Consider the following 15,633-nt stretch of genomic DNA (forward strand, 5'->3'; position numbering starts at 1 on the left):
ACGTCTCTCCCCTGTTACTCGCCGGTCGTGCCGGCGGGCTCGGCCGCTTCGGCCGGTGGTGCCTCGGCGGCACCGGCCTCCCGCTCCCGCGGTGCGCCGGTCCGGGCTGCCGTGGCGGCAGCCTTGGTGGCACGGTGCGGAGCGAGAACCATGATCATGTTTCGACCGTCCTGCTTCGGAGCGGCCTCGACGTACCCCAGTTCCGAGATCTCCGACTCGAGCCGGCGCAGGAGCCGATAACCCAGCTCCGGACGGCTCTGCTCGCGACCACGGAACATGATCGTCACCTTGACCTTGTCGCCGGCCTTGAGGAACCGCACCACGTGACCCTTCTTGGTCTCGTAGTCGTGCGGGTCGATCTTCGGCCGGAGCTTCATCTCCTTGATGACGGTCTGCTGCTGGTTACGCCGCGCTTCGCGCGCCTTCAGTGCGCTCTCGTACTTGAACTTGCCGAAGTCCATGAGCTTGCACACCGGCGGGCGCGCCATGGGCGCAACCTCGACCAGGTCCAGGTCGACGTCCGCGGCCAGCTGAAGGGCGCGCTCCAGCGGGACGATGCCCACCTGCTCACCCTCAGGGCCGACCAGTCGGACCTCACGTGCCCGGATCTGCTCGTTCACGCGTGGTTCGACGCTGATGGGGCCTCCTCGAGTCGGTTCTCCTGCGTGGCCGACCCCGCGGTTCCCGGGTGGGAACCGACCCGGAAAGCAGAAGGCCCCGGCGCATGCCAGGGCCCGCTCGACCGGTCGGCACGATCACATGATCGCGCATCCGGCATCGGGACACACCCGAAACCGGTGACCGGACCCGGCCACCAACAGGGGCGACTCGGGTGGGAGCAGGCGCTCCACTTCAGGGCTGCCGCAACTTGCACACCTGGGCAGCCTGGTCGACAGAGTCACATTACACCCCACCGGCGCACCGCCCAAATCGCCCCGCCCGGTCGACGGCGGCTACCGCCGGCTCGACACCGCCAGGCCAGGGTGCGGCCGGGGTCCGAGCGAGCACGGTCAGCCCTGGGCCTGGGTGGCCTGGCGGGCCCGGTGCAGTCGGCGCAGCGCCCGCACCCCGTCCACCGCCAGCTCCTTGTCGGCCGCCTGGAGGGCCACCATCGGCAGCAGGTCGTCGTCGTACAGCTCCAGGCTCGCCCAGGGCGCTCCCCGGTCGAACCGGACGTTACGGACGACCTCCCACGGCAGCTCGTACGAGGCGATGATGTTGCGCACCCGAACGCCGTGGGCGTCGGCCTCGACCCGCGGCCGGGTGAAGAGCAGGATGGCGAGCGCGCCGAGCACCCCCAGGCCGATCATGGCCAGTTGGTCACCCCGCTGGAAGCTGCCGTAGCCGTACCCGGTGGGGCCGTGCAGAGAGGTGGCCACCAGGCTGAAGACCAGCACCAGCGCCGCAGCCGAGGACCAGCAGACCACCCGGATCCGGCGGGGACGCAGGCGTACCAGGTCGGAATCGCTCACCCCACCAGTCTGCCATCCGACACCGGGACCGCTCGGGTCGGCACGCTTGGGCCACTCCGGTCGGCACGCTGGGCCCGCCCGGGTCGGCACGCTCGCTTGGCCGCTCGGCGTCGTAGGACGACGACCGGGCGGCTCAGTGCCGTCGGCCCACCCCGGGAGGCCAGGACGGCTCAGTGTCGCCGGCCCGCCCCGGGGGACCGCCCGGAGGTCACGCCTCCGGTACGGGGCCCCGGCAGCACCGCCGCCGGCAGCGGTCCGCGCGGCCGGTCGCCCCGGCCGGCCACCACGGCGGCGAGCAGGGTGAGCACGGCACCGATCAGGACCGGCAGTCGCAGCCCCGCACCACCGGGCAGCAGCGTGTCGAGCAGCAGGGAGCCGACGAGCTGCCCGCCGACCAGGACCAGCCCGGTACGCAGCACCCCGACCGACCGGACCCCGACCAGCAGCGCGGTCACGATGGTGACCCCGAGCAGCCCGCCGATCCAGAGGTACCAGTCGCCGGGCCAGTTCGCCGGGAGCCGGCTCAGGGCACCCACCACCACCGCGACGGCGAGCACCCCCAGGGTGCCCACCGCGAAGTTGACCGCCGTGCCGGCCCCGGTGCCGACGACCGCGGAGACCCGGCCGTTGAGCGCGGCCTGCATGGCCACCGCCAGCCCGCCGACGACGGCGAGCAGCACCGGGCCGAGCGCCAGCTCCCCCAACGGGCGGCCGAACTGGGCCAGGGTGACCGCCGCCAGCCCGAGCAGCGCGCCGCCGATCCGGGAGACGGTCAGCGGCAGTCGACCCACCGGGCCGAGCCCGACCCGGTCCACCGCGAGCCCACCCAGGCTGCCCCCGACCACCTGGGCGATGGTGAAGGCCGCCGCCCCGAGCACCGGGACCGCGTAGGTGGCGATCACCACGATCGCCGCGCCGCCCAGCCCGCCCAGGTACGACCACCAGGGCAGCCGGGCGGTCGGCAGAGCACGCAGCCCGGCCCGCATCGACGGCCACGCGAGCAGGCCCACCAGGACGAGCATGCTCCCGCCCAGGTTGTTGACCACCGCGCCGAGAACGGGGCCGCCGGCCTGCGCGCCGAACTCGGCGTTGATCACGCCCTGGGCAGCCGAGGCCACCCCGCCGAGGGCCACCAGGGCGAGGGCGGCCGTCGGCGGCAGCGGCCTCACAGCCGGCAGGCGTGGATGTTGGTGACCAGGATGGCCCGGGCGCCCACCTCGTAGAGCTCGTCCATGATCCGGTGCACGTCGTCGCGGGCCACCATGGCCTGCACGGCGACCCAGCCCTCCCGGTGCAGCGGGGAGATGGTGGGCGACTCGATGCCGGGGGTCAGCGCGCTGGCCCGTTCCAGCAGGTTCGCCGGCACGTCGTAGGCGAGCATCACGTACCGGCGGGCGACCAGGACGCCGTGCAACCGGTGCTGCAACTGGTCGGCCTGGGCGCAGCCGGGGGCACCGGTGCGACGGACCAGCACCGCCGACGAGCGCAGCAGCGGCTCACCGAAGACCGTCAGCCCGGCCTGGCGCAGGGTGGCCCCGGTGGAGACCACGTCGGCGACCACGTCGGCCACGCCGAGGCGGACCGCGTTCTCCACCGCGCCGTCCAGGCGGATCACCTCGGCCTTGACGTCCAGGTCAGCGAGGTGCCGCTCGACTAGACCCGGGTACGCGGTGGCGATCCGGTGCCCGCCCAACTCCTGGACGGAGTCGATGTCCTCGGGACGGGCGGCGAACCGGAAGGTGGCCCGGCCGAAGTTCAGGTCGACCACCTCCTCGGCCGGCGCGCCGGAGTCGATCAGCAGGTCCCGACCGGTGATGCCCAGGTCGAGGTCACCGGAGCCGACGTAGGTGGCGATGTCCTTGGGGCGCAGGTAGAAGAACTCGACGTCGTTGGCCTCGTCCCGGCAGACCAGGTCCTTGGCGTCGGTGCGCTGGCGGTAGCCCGCCTCGCGCAGCATCTGGGCGGCCGGCTCGGCGAGGGTGCCCTTGTTGGGAACGGCGACACGCAGCATGGCAGGAGTGCTCCTTCTTCGATCGGACCGACGGGTGGAGGCACTCACAGATGTCGGTAGACGTCCTCGAGGTCGAGACCGGTGGCCAGCATCAACACCTGGACCTGGTAGAGCAGCTGGGAGATCTCCTCGGCGGTACGCTCGGCTCCCTCGTGCTCGGCGGCCATCCACGACTCGGCCGCCTCCTCGACGACCTTCTTGCCGATGAAGTGGACACCCCGTTCCAGCGCGGCGACCGTGCCCGAACCCGGCGTGCCGGCGGCGGCCTTGGCCTGCAGCTCGGCGAACAGCTCCTCGAACGTCTTCACGGAAGGCGATTCTCCCAGCTTCCCCACCCCGACGGCCAGCAGGGTGCGGGTGGGCGGCGCCACCCGGCGACCGACCTGACCCACGCGGTCGGCCTGACCCGGCGGTCGACCTGCCGGGCCGGCGGCCGGCCGGTCGCCGTCGCGGTGGCCCGAAGGGGTCGGCCGCCGACGCATCGGCCCAGGGGGTCAGCCGCCGAAGCCGACCCGCTGGGCGGTGGCGGTCAGGCCCCGGATGGCCAGGGCGGCGTCGAGCGCGGCGACGGTGGCCGCCCAGCCCTTGTCCTCCGCCGAGCCGGGCAGCCCGGCCCGGTCGCGGGCCTGATCGAGGGTGTCGACGGTGAGTACGCCGTGGGCGACCGGCTTCCCCTCGTCCAGGGCCACCCGGGTCAGCCCGTCGGTGACCGAGCGGCAGACGTAGTCGAAGTGGGCGGTGGCCCCGCGCACCACCACGCCGAGGGCCACCACCACGTCACAGCGACGGGCCAGGGCCTGCGCCACCACGGGCAGCTCGACCGAGCCGGCGACCCGGGCGACCACCGCCCGGGCTCCGCACGCCTCGGCCGCCGCGACCGCCCGGTCGAGCATGTGGTCGGTGAGGTCGCCGTGCCAGCGGGCGGCGACCACGCCCACGGTCAGGCCGGTCGCGTCCACCGCGCTCGTTCCGGGTTCGCCGAATCCCGCCATCTCGTCACGCTCCGATCTCGTCGGCCGCGGCCACCCGGCTCAGCGGCGTCTCGGTGACCTCGTCCAGTTCGTCGAGCAGGTGCCCCATCCGGTCCCGCTTGGTCCGCAGGTAGCGCACGTTCTCCGGGTGCGGGCGGACCGGCAGTCCCTCCCGGCCGGAGATGGTCAGGCCGTAGCCCTCCAGGCCGGCCCGCTTGGCCGGGTTGTTGGTGAGCAGCCGCATCGAGCGGACCCCGAGGTCGTAGAGGACCTGCGCGCCGGTGCCGTAGTCGCGGGCGTCCGCCGGCAGCCCCAGGTCGAGGTTGGCGTCGACGGTGTCCCGCCCCAGGTCCTGGAGCTGGTACGCCTGGAGCTTGTGCAGCAGGCCGATACCGCGTCCCTCGTGCCCACGGACATAGAGCACCACGCCCCGCCCCTCCTGCGCGACCCGGGCCAGGGCGGCGTCGAGCTGCGGTCCGCAGTCGCAGCGCAGCGAGCCGAAGACGTCCCCGGTCAGGCACTCGGAGTGCACCCGCACCAGCACGTCCCGACCGTCGCCGAGTTCGCCCATGACCAGGGCGACGTGCTCGGCTCCGTCGTGCTCGCTGCGGTAGCCCATCGCCTGGAACACCCCGTGCGCGGTCGGCATCCGGGCCTCGGCGACCCGCTCGACCTGCTTCTCCGTCCGGCGCCGGTGGGCGATCAGGTCGGCGATGGTGATCAGCGTGAGGGAGTGCTCGGCGCAGAACCGCTCCAGGTCCGGCAGGCGCATCATGGTGCCGTCGTCGTTGACCAACTCGCAGAGCACTCCGGCCTGGCGCAGTCCGGCCAGTCGGGTCAGGTCGACGGCGGCCTCGGTGTGCCCGGGCCGGCGCAGCACCCCGCCCTCCCGGGCGCGCAGCGGTACCACGTGCCCGGGGCGGGCCAGGTCGGCCGGGCTGGTCGCGGCGTCGGCGAGCAGCCGGATGGTGTGCGCGCGGTCGGCGGCGGAGATGCCGGTGCTGACCCCCTCCCGGGCGTCCACGGTCACCGTGTACGCGGTGCCGCGTCGGTCCTGGTTGGTGTGGTGCATCGGCGGCAGGTCCAGCCGGTCGCACTCGCTCTCGGTCAGCGGCACACAGATGTAGCCGGACGTGTGGCGGACCGTGAACGCGACCAGTTCCGGGGTGGCCTTCTCGGCCGCGAAGATCAGGTCGCCCTCGTTCTCCCGGTCGGCGTCGTCGACCACGACGACCGGTCGGCCGGCGGCGATGTCCGCCACCGCCTGCTCGATGGTTCCGAACGCGGTCATGCCGCAGCCTCCAGGTAGCTGTGCGGGACGGAACTGCCAGCCGCCCGCGCGGTCCGCGCCGACGTACGCCACCAGCTGGCGAAGCCCCAGGCGCAGAAGAGTCCGTAGAACAGGTACATCGCGGCGGAGGGGTAGAAGCCGCCGCGCAGCAGCAGCGGGACACCGACCGCGTCCACCGCGATCCAGAGCAGCCAGAAGTCGACCCAGCCGCGCGCCATGCCGTACGTGGCGAGCAGGCTGCCGACCAGGATCCAGGCGTCCGGCAGCGGTCCCCAGGAGCCGAGCGCGGCGAGCACCGGATACGCCGCGGCGGTACCGAGCACGGCGACCGCGAGCAGCCCCAGCCGCTCCCGGCCGGTGGCCCAGCGCGGGGTGACCGCCGCGCGGTCGGGGGCGCTGCCGAGCCGGCGGGTCCGCGACCAGCGCCACCAGCCGTAGCAGCTCACCACGAAGAAGAAGACCTGCCGACCGGCCTGCCCGTACAGGTCGTGCGCCTGCGGGGTGGTGAAGACCCCGCCGAGGAAGACGGTCAGCAGCAGGGCGTTGCCCACCATGCCGACCGGCCAGGCCCAGACCAGCCGACGCAGTCCGAGCAGGGCCGAGGCCAGGCCGAACACGTTGCCGACGATCTCCCGGACCAGCACCGGGGAGCCGGCGACCTCGACTTGGGCGGTGAGCAGCCACGCCAGCGGGCCCATCAGCGGGCTCCGCCGGTCAGCCGGTCGCCGAGCAGCCGCTCGACGTACTTGGCGAGCACGTCGACCTCCAGGTTGACCGGGTCGCCGGTGCGGCGGGCGCCGAGGGTGGTCAGCGCGAGGGTGGTCGGGATCAGCCCGACGGCGAACCAGTCGTCGCCGACCGCGGCGACGGTCAGCGACACCCCGTCCACGGTGATCGAGCCCTTCTCCACCACGTAGCGGGACAGGTGGGCGGGGAGGCGGAAGCGGACCGTCTCCCACTTCTCGGCCGGGGTCCGGTCGAGCAGTTCGCCCACCCCGTCGACGTGCCCCTGCACCAGGTGCCCGCCGAGCCGGCCGCCGAGCGCGGTGGCCCGTTCCAGGTTGACCCGGTCGCCGGGACGCAGCGCGCCCAGCGCGGTGCGGCGCAGGGTCTCCCCCATCACGTCGGCGGTGAAGACCTCCCGGTCGGCCTCGACCACGGTCAGGCAGACCCCGTTGACCGCGATGGAGTCGCCGTGCCGGGCGTCGGAGACGACCAGCGGGCCACGGACGGCGACCAGCGCCGAGTCGTCCCCCGTCTCGGTCACCCGGACGACCTCGCCCAGCTCCTCGACGATGCCGGTGAACATGTCAGCCCTCCCTCTTTCGGGGCAGCGCGGTGATGCGCAGGTCGGGGCCGACCTGCGTGACGTCGACGACCTCCAGGTCGATGGCCTCGCCGATGGTGCGCACGCCGGCGTCACGCAGGGCGGTCGGTCCCGCGCCGAGCAGCCGGGGGGCGAGGTAGCCGACGACCCGGTCGACCAGACCGGCGGCGAGGAACCCACCGGCCAGCCGGGGGCCACCTTCCAGCAGGACCGCCCGGACGCCGCGCCGGTAGAGCGCGGTGAGCAGCGCCGACAGGTCGACCCGGCCGTCCGGGCCGGCGCCGACCTCCGCGGTGGTGGCGATCCAGGTGTCGGCGGCGGCGTCGCGGACCCGGGCGTCACCGGGGGTACGCCCCGCGCCGTCCACCACCACCCGCAGTGGCTGCCGGATGGCGAGGCTGCCGTCGCGCAGGTTGCGCACGGTCAGCCGGGGGTCGTCGGCCAGCACGGTGCCGACCCCGACGACGATCGCGTCCACCGTGCCGCGCAGCGCGTGCACGTCCATCCGGGCCGCCTCGGAGGTGATCCACATGCTGGTGCCGTCCTCGGCCGCCGACCGGCCGTCGAGCGTGGCGGCGTACTTCCAGATCACGTACGGCCGCCCTCGGCGGACCGAGGTGAGCCAGGCGATGTTGCCGGCCTCGGCCTCGTCGGCGCGTACCCCCAGCTCGACGTCGACGCCGGCGGCGCGCAACGTGCCCGCGCCACCGGAGGCGACCGGGTTGGGGTCCGGTACGGCGACCACCACCCGGGCGATGCCGGCCTGGATCAGCGCGTGGGTGCAGGGGCCGGTGCGGCCGGTGTGGTCGCAGGGTTCCAGGGTGACCACGGCGGTGCCGCCCTTCGCCCGGCTGCCGGCCTGCGCCAGCGCGACGATCTCGGCGTGCGGCCCGCCGGCGTAGGCGTGGAAGCCCTCCCCGACGATCTCGCCGTCCGGGTCGAGCAGCACGCAGCCGACCACCGGGTTGGGGCTGGTGGTGCCCAGGCCCCGGGCGGCGAGCGTGATCGCGCGTCGCATCGCCTCGTCGGTGGAGACGCCGGCCATCGCCTGCCCCTGCTCTCTCGCGCGGTGTACGCGCGGGCGGGGCGGGAGGTGGGCATGCGGCGGCGGAGGCCGGGAACGGCGGAGCCGACCCGGCGGGCCCGGAGGGCAGCCGACAACGATGGCCGGCACCGGGCCTGTCCGTCCCGCGCGCTGTCTCCCATCCGGACTGTCTGGGCACGGGTCGCCCCGTCCCCAACCGTCGGCCCCGGAATTTCACCAGGTCCACCGGGCGGCCGAGGCCGACCGGGTCGCGGGCTGACCACGGTCGAGGCCGTGGATCACCGCCGGTTCGGAATTACACCGAGTCCCGCCAGCGCGTGGTGGGTACGTGGGAAGTCTTACACGCCGACCGGGGGGATCCGCCACCCCGGCGAGCTACCTCACAGATCCGGAGGGGTTTACGGCCGGCGGGGTCAGGGGATCCCGCGACGCCGGTCCACGGCCACGTACGAGCCGGGTTGGCTCTTGGCGACCGTCTTCATCTCGGACGCGACCGCGATCGCCTCCAGCGGGTCGGTGAAGCGTTTCCGGCTGTCGGAGAGGGAGACCCCGATGGAGAGGGTGACCAGGGCGGCCTTGCGGATGTTGCCGCGCCGGTCCTTCAGTTCGACGTACCCGCGTTCGGCGTCGCCGGGGTCGTAGAGCTTGTCGGCGGAGGTCTCGAAGTCGACCACCGCCCGGGAGGTCAGCGGGCGCACCTGCCCGGGGGTGCAGACGATCACGAAGTCGTCGCCGCCGACGTGGCCGAGGAAGGCCGGCGGTAGTCCGATCGACACCACCGCCCGGTGCAGACTGCGGGCCAGGGCGGAGATGAAGTCGTCGCCCCGGACGAAGCCGTACCGGTCGTTGACGCTCTTGAAGCGGTCGATGTCGATGTAGCCGACGGCGTAGTCGGTGCCGCTGCGGACCCGGTCGCTGATCTCCCGGCGGATCCGGCTGTTGCCGGGCAGCCCGGTCAGCGGGGAGACCTCCCGGAACTCCTTGTTGCGGCGCAGCGTCGAGCTGACCCGGGCCACCAGTTCGGCGGTGTCGAAGGGCTTGACCAGGTAGTCGTCGGCCCCGGCACTGAGCCCGTGCACCTTGTCGACGGTCATGCTCTTGGCGGTCAGCATGATCACCGGCAGGGCGGAGGTCAACGGGTTGGCGCGCAGCCGGCGGGTCAGCTCCAGACCGTCGATCCGGGGCATCATCAGGTCGACCACGGCCAGGTCCGGGCGCTGTCGCTCGATCACCTCGAGCGCCTCCTGCCCGTCGGCCGCGTGGATCACGTCGAAGCCGTGCAGCCGGAGGTTGAACTCGACGAACCGGGCGATGTCCTCGTCGTCGTCGACGACGAGGATGACGTCGGGATGCTCGCCGGTGGGCTCCACGGCTCAGACCCCGGCTGCCGCGCGTTCGGCCAGGGCGCGCAGCCGGTTCACCGCCTCGGCCGGATCGTCGGCGCCGTACACCGCCGTACCGGCGACGAACGCGTCCGCGCCGGCCTCGGCGGCCTGCGCGATGGTGTCGGCGGCGATCCCCCCGTCCACCTCGATGCGCAACTCCAGGTGGCCGGCGGCGACGTGCCGGCGCGCGGTGCGGACCTTGTCCAGCAACTGCGGGATGAACCGCTGGCCGCCGAAGCCGGCCTTGATCGTCATGATCAGCAGGGTGTCGAAGCTGGGCAGGATCTCCAGGTACGGCTCGATCGGGGTGTCCCGGTCGATCGCCAGTCCGGCCTTCGCCCCGGCCGAGCGCAGGTCCCGGGCGAGCGCCACCGGGTTGTCGCAGGCCTCGGCATGGAAGGTCACGTTGTACGCGCCGGCGTCGGCGTACCCGGGGGCCCAGCGACGGGGATCCTCGATCATCAGGTGCACGTCGAAGGGCAGCGCGGTGACGGCCCGCAGGCTCTGCACCACGGGCAGCCCGATGGTCAGGTTGGGCACGAAGTGGTTGTCCATCACGTCCACGTGCAGCCAGTCCGCGGCGCCTTCCACGGCACGCACCTCGTCGGCGAGGCGGGCGAAGTCGGCGGCGAGGATGCTGGGGGCGACGATCGGCGGCGGTACGGTCACCCGGCCAGTGTACGAACGCGGCCGACACCCCCCGGCACCGCGCCGCCACCGCCCACGTCGCGGGACCGCCGGCACCGGCAGAACGGCCACCCTGCCCGCCGTCCACGTCACCGGACCGCCGGTACCGGCCGGCCTCCACCGTCCAACCGGGACGGCCGGCACGCGCGGCCGGCTGGTACCGGTGCCGTGGGCTCCCGCGCCGGGACCTCGACTGAGCCGCCCCCGTCACCCGGCCGCGTCGCGTGGTGACCGCTCGTCCCACGTCCCGAAATCCAGGTCGCCGACCGTCCCACCCGGACGGTCGGTGCCCGCGTGGCTGGTGCCGGTGGCGTATGCTCCTGCGCCGTGGTCCGCCCGCACACGGGAGGGTGGTCGACGGCCGGCACGGGAGGACGGGTCGATGCGACGATGGTTGAGGGCGTGCGCCCTGAGCGGGGTGGCGGCGCTGGCACTGGCCGGCTGTGGCGTACCGGATGGCACGGACGGCGACCTGTTCGACGAGTGGGCGGACCTCGCCGCGCCGACGATCTTCCAACCGGCGGCCGACACCTGCCACCCGACGGCGGGGTCGGTCGGTCACCTCACCTCGTACAACCCGGTCCCCTGCGAGAAGTTGCACGAGGCGGAGACGGTGCTCGTGGGCACGCTGCCCGCCGAGCACTCCGACCGGGCCACGCCACCGCCGGCCGGCTCCCCGGCCCGACTGGCCGCCTACGGCGAGTGCGAGAAGGCCGCCAACCGGACGCTCGGCGCGGACTGGCGCTCGGGTCGGATCGCCCTGCACACCATCCTCCCGTCCGATGCCGGCTGGCGGGGTGGCGCCCGGTGGTTCCGCTGTGACGTCGCCGAGGTCAACCGCCTCGACGGCCCGACCGTGAAGGGCCGGACGGGCAGCCTCAAGGGCGCGCTGTCCGACGACGCGCCGCTCGCCCACCGCTGCTTCAACGTCAAGCTGGCCAACGACAAGGTCGACGACATGGCCGAGGTGTCCTGCACGACCAAGCACGACGCCGAGTTCGTCGGCGTCTACCGGGACACCGTCGGAAACCACGACGAACTGGTCAAGGGCAGCTCACGGATCCACCGCCGGTGCCAGGCCATGGTCGCCAAGTACGCGAAGGTGCCCGACGACGGCAACCTCAAGTACCGGACCGGCACGATCTACTTCCACCCGTCGGCCGACGAGTGGCAGGACGGCAACCGCGGGGTCCAGTGCTTCCTCTGGCTCAGCAGCCGCAGCCTGACCCGCTCCGTCAAGGGCGGCGGCACCAAGGCCCTGCCGATCCGCTACGCCTGACCGGTCCCGTCCCGCCGCCCATCCGGCGACGGCTCTGGCCCAGACCACCGTCCCGCGACGGTTCCGGCCCGGATCACCGTCCTGGAGAATGCCGTCGCCGGGCGGCGGTGCCGTATGCTCCTGCGCCGAGGGCCGCCCGGACGGTGGGGCGATGGTCGGGGGGACGGGTCGGTGCGACGGTGGCTGCGGGCGTGCGCCCTGGGAGTGGTGGCGGCCCTGGCCGTGACCGGCTGTGGCGCGCCGGAGGGCACCGATGGTGACCTCACCGACGACTGGCCGGCTGTCACCGAACCGGTGATCTTCCAACCCGAGAACGGCGTCTGCCACCAGGTCAGGGCGAAGGCCAAGGTCGGTTACCTGTCCTCGTACGGGCCGGTGCCCTGCGACCAGTGGCACGAGGCGGAGACGGTGCACGTGGGCACGCTGCCCGCCGAGCACCGCGACCGGGCCACCCCGCCGCCGGCCGGCTCCCCGGCCCGGCGGGCGGCACACGCCGAGTGCGAGAAGGCCGCCAACCGGGCACTCGGCGGCGACTGGCGCACGGGGCGGACGTTCGTGGACGCGGTGTTCCCGTCCGAGTACGGCTGGCGGGGCGGGGCCCGCTGGTTCCGCTGCGACGTCGGCGAGATCGCGACGCTCCACAACCCGTACGCCAAGCCTCGGACCAGCAGTATCCGGGGCGCGCTGGCCGGGGACGCGCCGCTCGCCCACCGGTGCTTCAATCCGCAGAAGACCGGTGACGACATCACGGCCATGGAGGCGGTGTCCTGCGACAGCCGGCACCACGCCGAGTTCGTCGGCCTCTACCGGGAGACCGTCAAGGACCACGCCGACCTGGACGACAACCAGCGGGCGCGACGGCGGTGCCGCCCCCTGATCGCGAAGTACATCGGGGTGCCGAACAATGCCACCGTCGCGGTCCAGAGCGGGTTCATCACCTACTACCCGACCGAGGAACTCTGGCAGGACGGCACCCGCACCGTGCAGTGCTTTCTCTGGTTCCCCTCGCGCGACCTGACCCGCTCGCTCAAGGGCGGTGGGCCGAGGGCCCTGCCGGTCCGCTGACCTCGCGGCCCCGGACCGCGACAGGGCCGTGCCGACCCGCCGATGTCGTCGCCCGGTGGCTACCCCCGGCGCAGCACGGCGAGGAACATCGCGTCCGTGCCGTGCCGGTGCGGCCAGAGCTGCACCGTCGGTCCGGCCCCCAGGCCCGGCATCCCCGCCGGCAGCAGCGTCCGCGCGTCGACGAAGTCCACCGGCGCCCCGCAGCGGCGGGCCGCCTCGGTGACCGTCACGTGCGTCTCCACCACGTGCGGCGAGCAGGTCACGTAGGCGACCAGCCCACCGGGACGCGTCGCGCGCAGGCCGGCGGTGAGCAGTTCCCGCTGGAGCCGGGTCAGCGGCGGCAGGTCCGACGGCTGGCGACGCCAGCGCGACTCCGGCCGGCGACGCAGCGACCCGAGGCCGGTGCACGGCGCGTCCACCAGCACCCGGTCGAAGTGCTCCACCGGCAGGCTCGAGTCGGCGCCGACCGTCCGGCCGTCGGTGTGCAGCACCTCCACCGGCAGCCCCCGGGTGGCCTGCTCGACCAGGCGGGCCCGGTGTTCGGCGACCTCGACGGCGGTGACCCGGGCCCCCGCTGCGCGGCGAGCGCGCCGAGCAGGCCGGTCTTGCCGCCAGGGCCGGCGCACAGGTCCAGCCAGTGGCCGTCCGGTCCGTCCAGCGACGCGGCGGTCAGCGCCGCCGCCACGAGTTGGGAGCCCTCGTCCTGCACGTGCGCCCGCCCCTGCGCCAGCGCCGGCAGGTCGCCGGGCGCGCCGCCGGAGAGGTAGACCGCGTACGGCGAGAAGGCCCCCGGCGCGCCGCCGACCTCGTCGGCCAGGTCCACCGCATCGGCCAGCCCCGGCCGGGCGCAGAGGTGCACCGACGGGGGCTGGTTGTCCTCGATCAGCAGTCGGGTCGTCTCGCCGAGGTCACCGCCGAGCGCCTCGGCGAAGGCCCGGACGATCCACTGCGGGTGGCTGTGCGCCAGGGCGAGGTGCCCGATCGGGTCGTCCGCCATCGACGGGGCGATCTGGTCGATCCAGGCGTCGACGTCCCGGCTGGCGACCTCGCGCAGCACCGCGTTGGCGAACCCGGTCGCGCCCGAGCCGACCGCCCGGACCAGGTCCACCGTGGCGGAGACCGCCGCGTGGGCCGGCACCCGGGTGTGCAGGAGTTGGTACGCGCCGAGCCGCAGCGCGTCCCGCACCGGCGGGTCGATCCGCCCGACGTCCCGGCCGGCGGCCTGGGTGAGGATGGCGTCCAGGGTGCCCACCGCGCGCAGGGTGCCGTAGGTCAGCTCGGTGGCGAAGGCCGCGTCCCGGCCGTACAGTCCCGCCTCCCGCAGGATCGCCGGCAGTACCAGGTTGGCGTAGGCGTCGTCCCGGTGCACGGCCGCGACCGCCTCATACGCGGCATGGCGTGGCCGATCCACCACGGCGGGACGGGCCGTGCGGCCGCCGCCCCGCCGGTCGCCTCCACCCGGGCGGTCTCCGACCCGGCCGTCCCGCCGACGGTCGCCGCCGCGCCCGGGCTCCGCGCCCGGTCCGGACCGGCGCGGCCGTGGCTGCCCGGCCCACTCCCCCGGCGCGGTCACGCGAACTCCTCGCCGGTGTCGACCCGGACGCCGCGCGCCCAGTCGGTGGCCGGCATCGGCTTCTTGCCGGCGGCACGCACCTCACCCAACGTCACCGGTGTGGTGGCCGTACCGGCCAGCACCCGCTTCCGCTCCACGAGCAGTTCGCCCGGCTTCAGTTCGGGCCCGTCGGCCACCGGCCGCACCGGGCCGAGCTTGACCCGGTCGCCCCGGAAGGTCGTCCACGCGCCGGGGGCCGGGGTGCAGGCCCGGATCCGCCGGTCCACCGCGAACGCCGGCTCCGCCCAGCGGACCTGGGCGTCCTCGACGGTCAGCTTCGGCGCCAGGGACACCCCGTCGGCCGGCTGCGCGACGGCGCGGGCGGTGCCGTCGGCGATCGCGTCGAGGACCGCCACCAGCAGGCCCGCGCCCGAGGCGGCGAGCCGGTCGAGCAGGTCACCCGAGGTGTCCTGCGGCCCGATCCGGTCGGTCAGGGTGCCGTAGACCGGGCCGGTGTCCAGCCCCTCCTCCAACTGGAAGACGCTCGCCCCGGTCAGTTCGTCGCCGTGCAGCACGGCGTGCTGCACGGGGGCGGCGCCCCGCCAGGCGGGCAGCAGCGAGAAATGCAGGTTGATCCAGCCGTGCGCCGGGATCTCCAGCGCGACCGGGGGCACCAGCGCGCCGTACGCGACCACCGGGACGCAGTCCGGGGCCAGTTCGCGGAGCCGGTCGAGGAACTCCGGCTCGCGTGGCCGGGCCGGGGTGAGCACCTCGACGCCGTGCGCGTCGGCCCACGCGCCGACCGGGGAGCGGGACAGTCCGCGTCCGCGACCGGCCGGCGCGTCCGGGCGGGTGACCACGGCGACCAGTTCGTGCCGGGAGGCGGCGACCGCCTCGAGGGCGGGGACCGCGACAGCCGGGGTGCCGGCGAAGACGAGACGCACGGTCACCGCCCCAGACCGAAGGGGCTGCCGGCGCCGTGCGGGTTGACCTTGACCACCGGCGGCGCGGCGACGTCGTACCACTCGGCCTGGCGGATCGCCTTCATCGCCTCCTTGCGACCGGCCGTGTCCAGCCGGTCGATGAAGAGCACCCCGTCGAGGTGGTCGGTCTCGTGCTGCACGCAGCGGGCCATCAGGCCGGTGCCGACGATCTGCATCGGGTCGCCGTAGGCGTTGAACCCCTTGGCGATCACGTTCTGCCGGCGCTTGGTGTCGAAGTAGAGCCCGGGGATGGACAGGCAGCCCTCCGGGCCGTCCTGCTCCTCCTCGTCCGGGAACTCGAGCACCGGGTTGACCAGGTGCCCGAGCACGTCGTCGACCTCGAAGGTGAACACCCGCAGGCCCACACCGAGCTGCGGGGCGGCCAGACCGGCCCCGTTCTGCTCCCGCATCGTGTCGGTCAGGTCGGCGACGAGCTTGCGCAGCTCGACGTCGAAGTCGACCACCGGATCGGCCGGCGTGCGCAGCACCGGATCCCCGAACAGACGGATGGGCTGGACGGTCACGCGGGGTGGCTCCTTCGTCGACGGGGCGGAACTCGTGCCGT

At 74.0% G+C, this 15,633-nt stretch carries 14 protein-coding genes, 3 pseudogenes and 1 riboswitch; of the genes and pseudogenes, 2 read left to right on the forward strand and 15 right to left on the reverse strand.

The window, feature by feature from the left end:
• Positions 1-14 precede the first annotated feature (14 nt).
• The 12 genes and pseudogenes from infC to rpe form a co-directional block, all read right to left on the reverse strand.
• The gene (gene infC / locus GA0074692_RS14240) at positions 15-620 is read right to left on the reverse strand and encodes a translation initiation factor IF-3 (protein ID WP_091462720.1); all 606 of its coding nucleotides are present in this window, start codon (positions 618-620) and stop codon (positions 15-17) included.
• 390 nt (positions 621-1,010) lie between these two features.
• Complete coding sequence (locus tag GA0074692_RS14245) at positions 1,011-1,472, reverse strand: PH domain-containing protein (RefSeq protein ID WP_091644736.1); 462 nt, start codon at positions 1,470-1,472, stop codon at positions 1,011-1,013.
• A 170-nt stretch (positions 1,473-1,642) separates the two neighbouring features.
• A complete protein-coding gene (locus tag GA0074692_RS14250) occupies positions 1,643-2,641 on the reverse strand; it encodes a DMT family transporter (RefSeq protein WP_091644737.1) in 999 nt (332 codons plus the stop codon).
• The gene (gene hisG / locus GA0074692_RS14255; protein ID WP_091644739.1) at positions 2,638-3,483 is read right to left on the reverse strand and encodes an ATP phosphoribosyltransferase; all 846 of its coding nucleotides are present in this window, start codon (positions 3,481-3,483) and stop codon (positions 2,638-2,640) included. Before hisG ends, GA0074692_RS14250 begins: the two co-directional genes overlap by 4 nt.
• A 44-nt stretch (positions 3,484-3,527) precedes the next feature.
• Complete coding sequence (locus GA0074692_RS14260) at positions 3,528-3,791, reverse strand: phosphoribosyl-ATP diphosphatase (RefSeq protein ID WP_091653449.1); 264 nt, start codon at positions 3,789-3,791, stop codon at positions 3,528-3,530.
• 186 nt (positions 3,792-3,977) lie between these two features.
• The gene (gene ribH / locus GA0074692_RS14265) at positions 3,978-4,475 is read right to left on the reverse strand and encodes a 6,7-dimethyl-8-ribityllumazine synthase (protein ID WP_091644740.1); all 498 of its coding nucleotides are present in this window, start codon (positions 4,473-4,475) and stop codon (positions 3,978-3,980) included.
• A gap of 4 nt (positions 4,476-4,479) precedes the next feature.
• Positions 4,480-5,745, reverse strand: a complete 1,266-nt coding sequence (locus GA0074692_RS14270) for a bifunctional 3,4-dihydroxy-2-butanone-4-phosphate synthase/GTP cyclohydrolase II (protein WP_091644742.1) — start codon at positions 5,743-5,745, stop codon at positions 4,480-4,482.
• Entirely contained in the window at positions 5,742-6,443 is a 702-nt protein-coding gene (gene pnuC, locus GA0074692_RS14275) for a nicotinamide riboside transporter PnuC (protein ID WP_091644744.1), read from the reverse strand. The genes GA0074692_RS14270 and pnuC overlap by 4 nt, the downstream gene beginning before the upstream one ends.
• Positions 6,433-7,054 (reverse strand): annotated as a pseudogene (locus GA0074692_RS14280) (riboflavin synthase); the annotation flags it as partial. The pseudogene GA0074692_RS14280 and the gene pnuC, both read right to left, overlap by 11 nt.
• 1 nt (position 7,055) lies before the next feature.
• A complete protein-coding gene (gene ribD, locus GA0074692_RS14285; protein WP_091644748.1) occupies positions 7,056-8,117 on the reverse strand; it encodes a bifunctional diaminohydroxyphosphoribosylaminopyrimidine deaminase/5-amino-6-(5-phosphoribosylamino)uracil reductase RibD in 1,062 nt (353 codons plus the stop codon).
• A 145-nt stretch (positions 8,118-8,262) separates the two neighbouring features.
• Positions 8,263-8,436, reverse strand: a riboswitch (FMN riboswitch).
• A 94-nt stretch (positions 8,437-8,530) separates the two neighbouring features.
• Positions 8,531-9,531: pseudogene (locus GA0074692_RS14290) on the reverse strand (response regulator); the annotation flags it as partial.
• Positions 9,491-10,171 (reverse strand): ribulose-phosphate 3-epimerase, encoded by a 681-nt coding sequence (rpe, locus tag GA0074692_RS14295; RefSeq protein ID WP_091644753.1) that lies wholly within the window; start codon positions 10,169-10,171, stop codon positions 9,491-9,493. The gene rpe and the pseudogene GA0074692_RS14290, both read right to left, overlap by 41 nt.
• A 400-nt stretch (positions 10,172-10,571) precedes the next feature.
• Between rpe and GA0074692_RS14300 the strand changes: the two genes are divergently transcribed.
• A complete protein-coding gene (locus tag GA0074692_RS14300; protein WP_091644756.1) occupies positions 10,572-11,468 on the forward strand; it encodes a septum formation family protein in 897 nt (298 codons plus the stop codon).
• 171 nt (positions 11,469-11,639) lie between these two features.
• Positions 11,640-12,533: a septum formation family protein gene (locus tag GA0074692_RS14305; RefSeq protein WP_091644759.1), complete on the forward strand. Its 894-nt coding sequence runs from the start codon at positions 11,640-11,642 to the stop codon at positions 12,531-12,533.
• A 59-nt stretch (positions 12,534-12,592) separates the two neighbouring features.
• Here the strand turns inward: GA0074692_RS14305 and GA0074692_RS14310 are convergent.
• From GA0074692_RS14310 to def, 3 genes and pseudogenes are all read right to left on the reverse strand, one after another.
• Positions 12,593-14,148, reverse strand: a pseudogene (locus tag GA0074692_RS14310) (RsmB/NOP family class I SAM-dependent RNA methyltransferase).
• Complete coding sequence (gene fmt / locus GA0074692_RS14315) at positions 14,103-15,029, reverse strand: methionyl-tRNA formyltransferase (protein WP_091644762.1); 927 nt, start codon at positions 15,027-15,029, stop codon at positions 14,103-14,105. Before fmt ends, GA0074692_RS14310 begins: the two are co-directional and overlap by 46 nt.
• A 2-nt stretch (positions 15,030-15,031) precedes the next feature.
• The gene (gene def / locus GA0074692_RS14320) at positions 15,032-15,592 is read right to left on the reverse strand and encodes a peptide deformylase (protein WP_091644764.1); all 561 of its coding nucleotides are present in this window, start codon (positions 15,590-15,592) and stop codon (positions 15,032-15,034) included.
• Between the last annotated feature and the right edge of the window lie 41 nt (positions 15,593-15,633).

Origin of the sequence: Micromonospora pallida (genome assembly GCF_900090325.1) — a bacterium.
Classification (GTDB): Bacteria; Actinomycetota; Actinomycetes; order Mycobacteriales; family Micromonosporaceae; genus Micromonospora; species Micromonospora pallida.

What these genes read in the sequence shown, in the direction of transcription:
- hisG (WP_091644739.1), bottom strand. Translation starts at nt 3,483, where the DNA reads ATGCTGCGTGTCGCCGTTCCCAACAAGGGCACCCTCGCCGAGCCGGCC.
- ribH (WP_091644740.1), bottom strand. Translation starts at nt 4,475, where the DNA reads ATGGCGGGATTCGGCGAACCCGGAACGAGCGCGGTGGACGCGACCGGC.
- GA0074692_RS14270 (WP_091644742.1), bottom strand. Translation starts at nt 5,745, where the DNA reads ATGACCGCGTTCGGAACCATCGAGCAGGCGGTGGCGGACATCGCCGCC.
- pnuC (WP_091644744.1), bottom strand. Translation starts at nt 6,443, where the DNA reads ATGGGCCCGCTGGCGTGGCTGCTCACCGCCCAAGTCGAGGTCGCCGGC.
- ribD (WP_091644748.1), bottom strand. Translation starts at nt 8,117, where the DNA reads ATGGCCGGCGTCTCCACCGACGAGGCGATGCGACGCGCGATCACGCTC.
- GA0074692_RS14300 (WP_091644756.1), top strand. Translation starts at nt 10,572, where the DNA reads ATGCGACGATGGTTGAGGGCGTGCGCCCTGAGCGGGGTGGCGGCGCTG.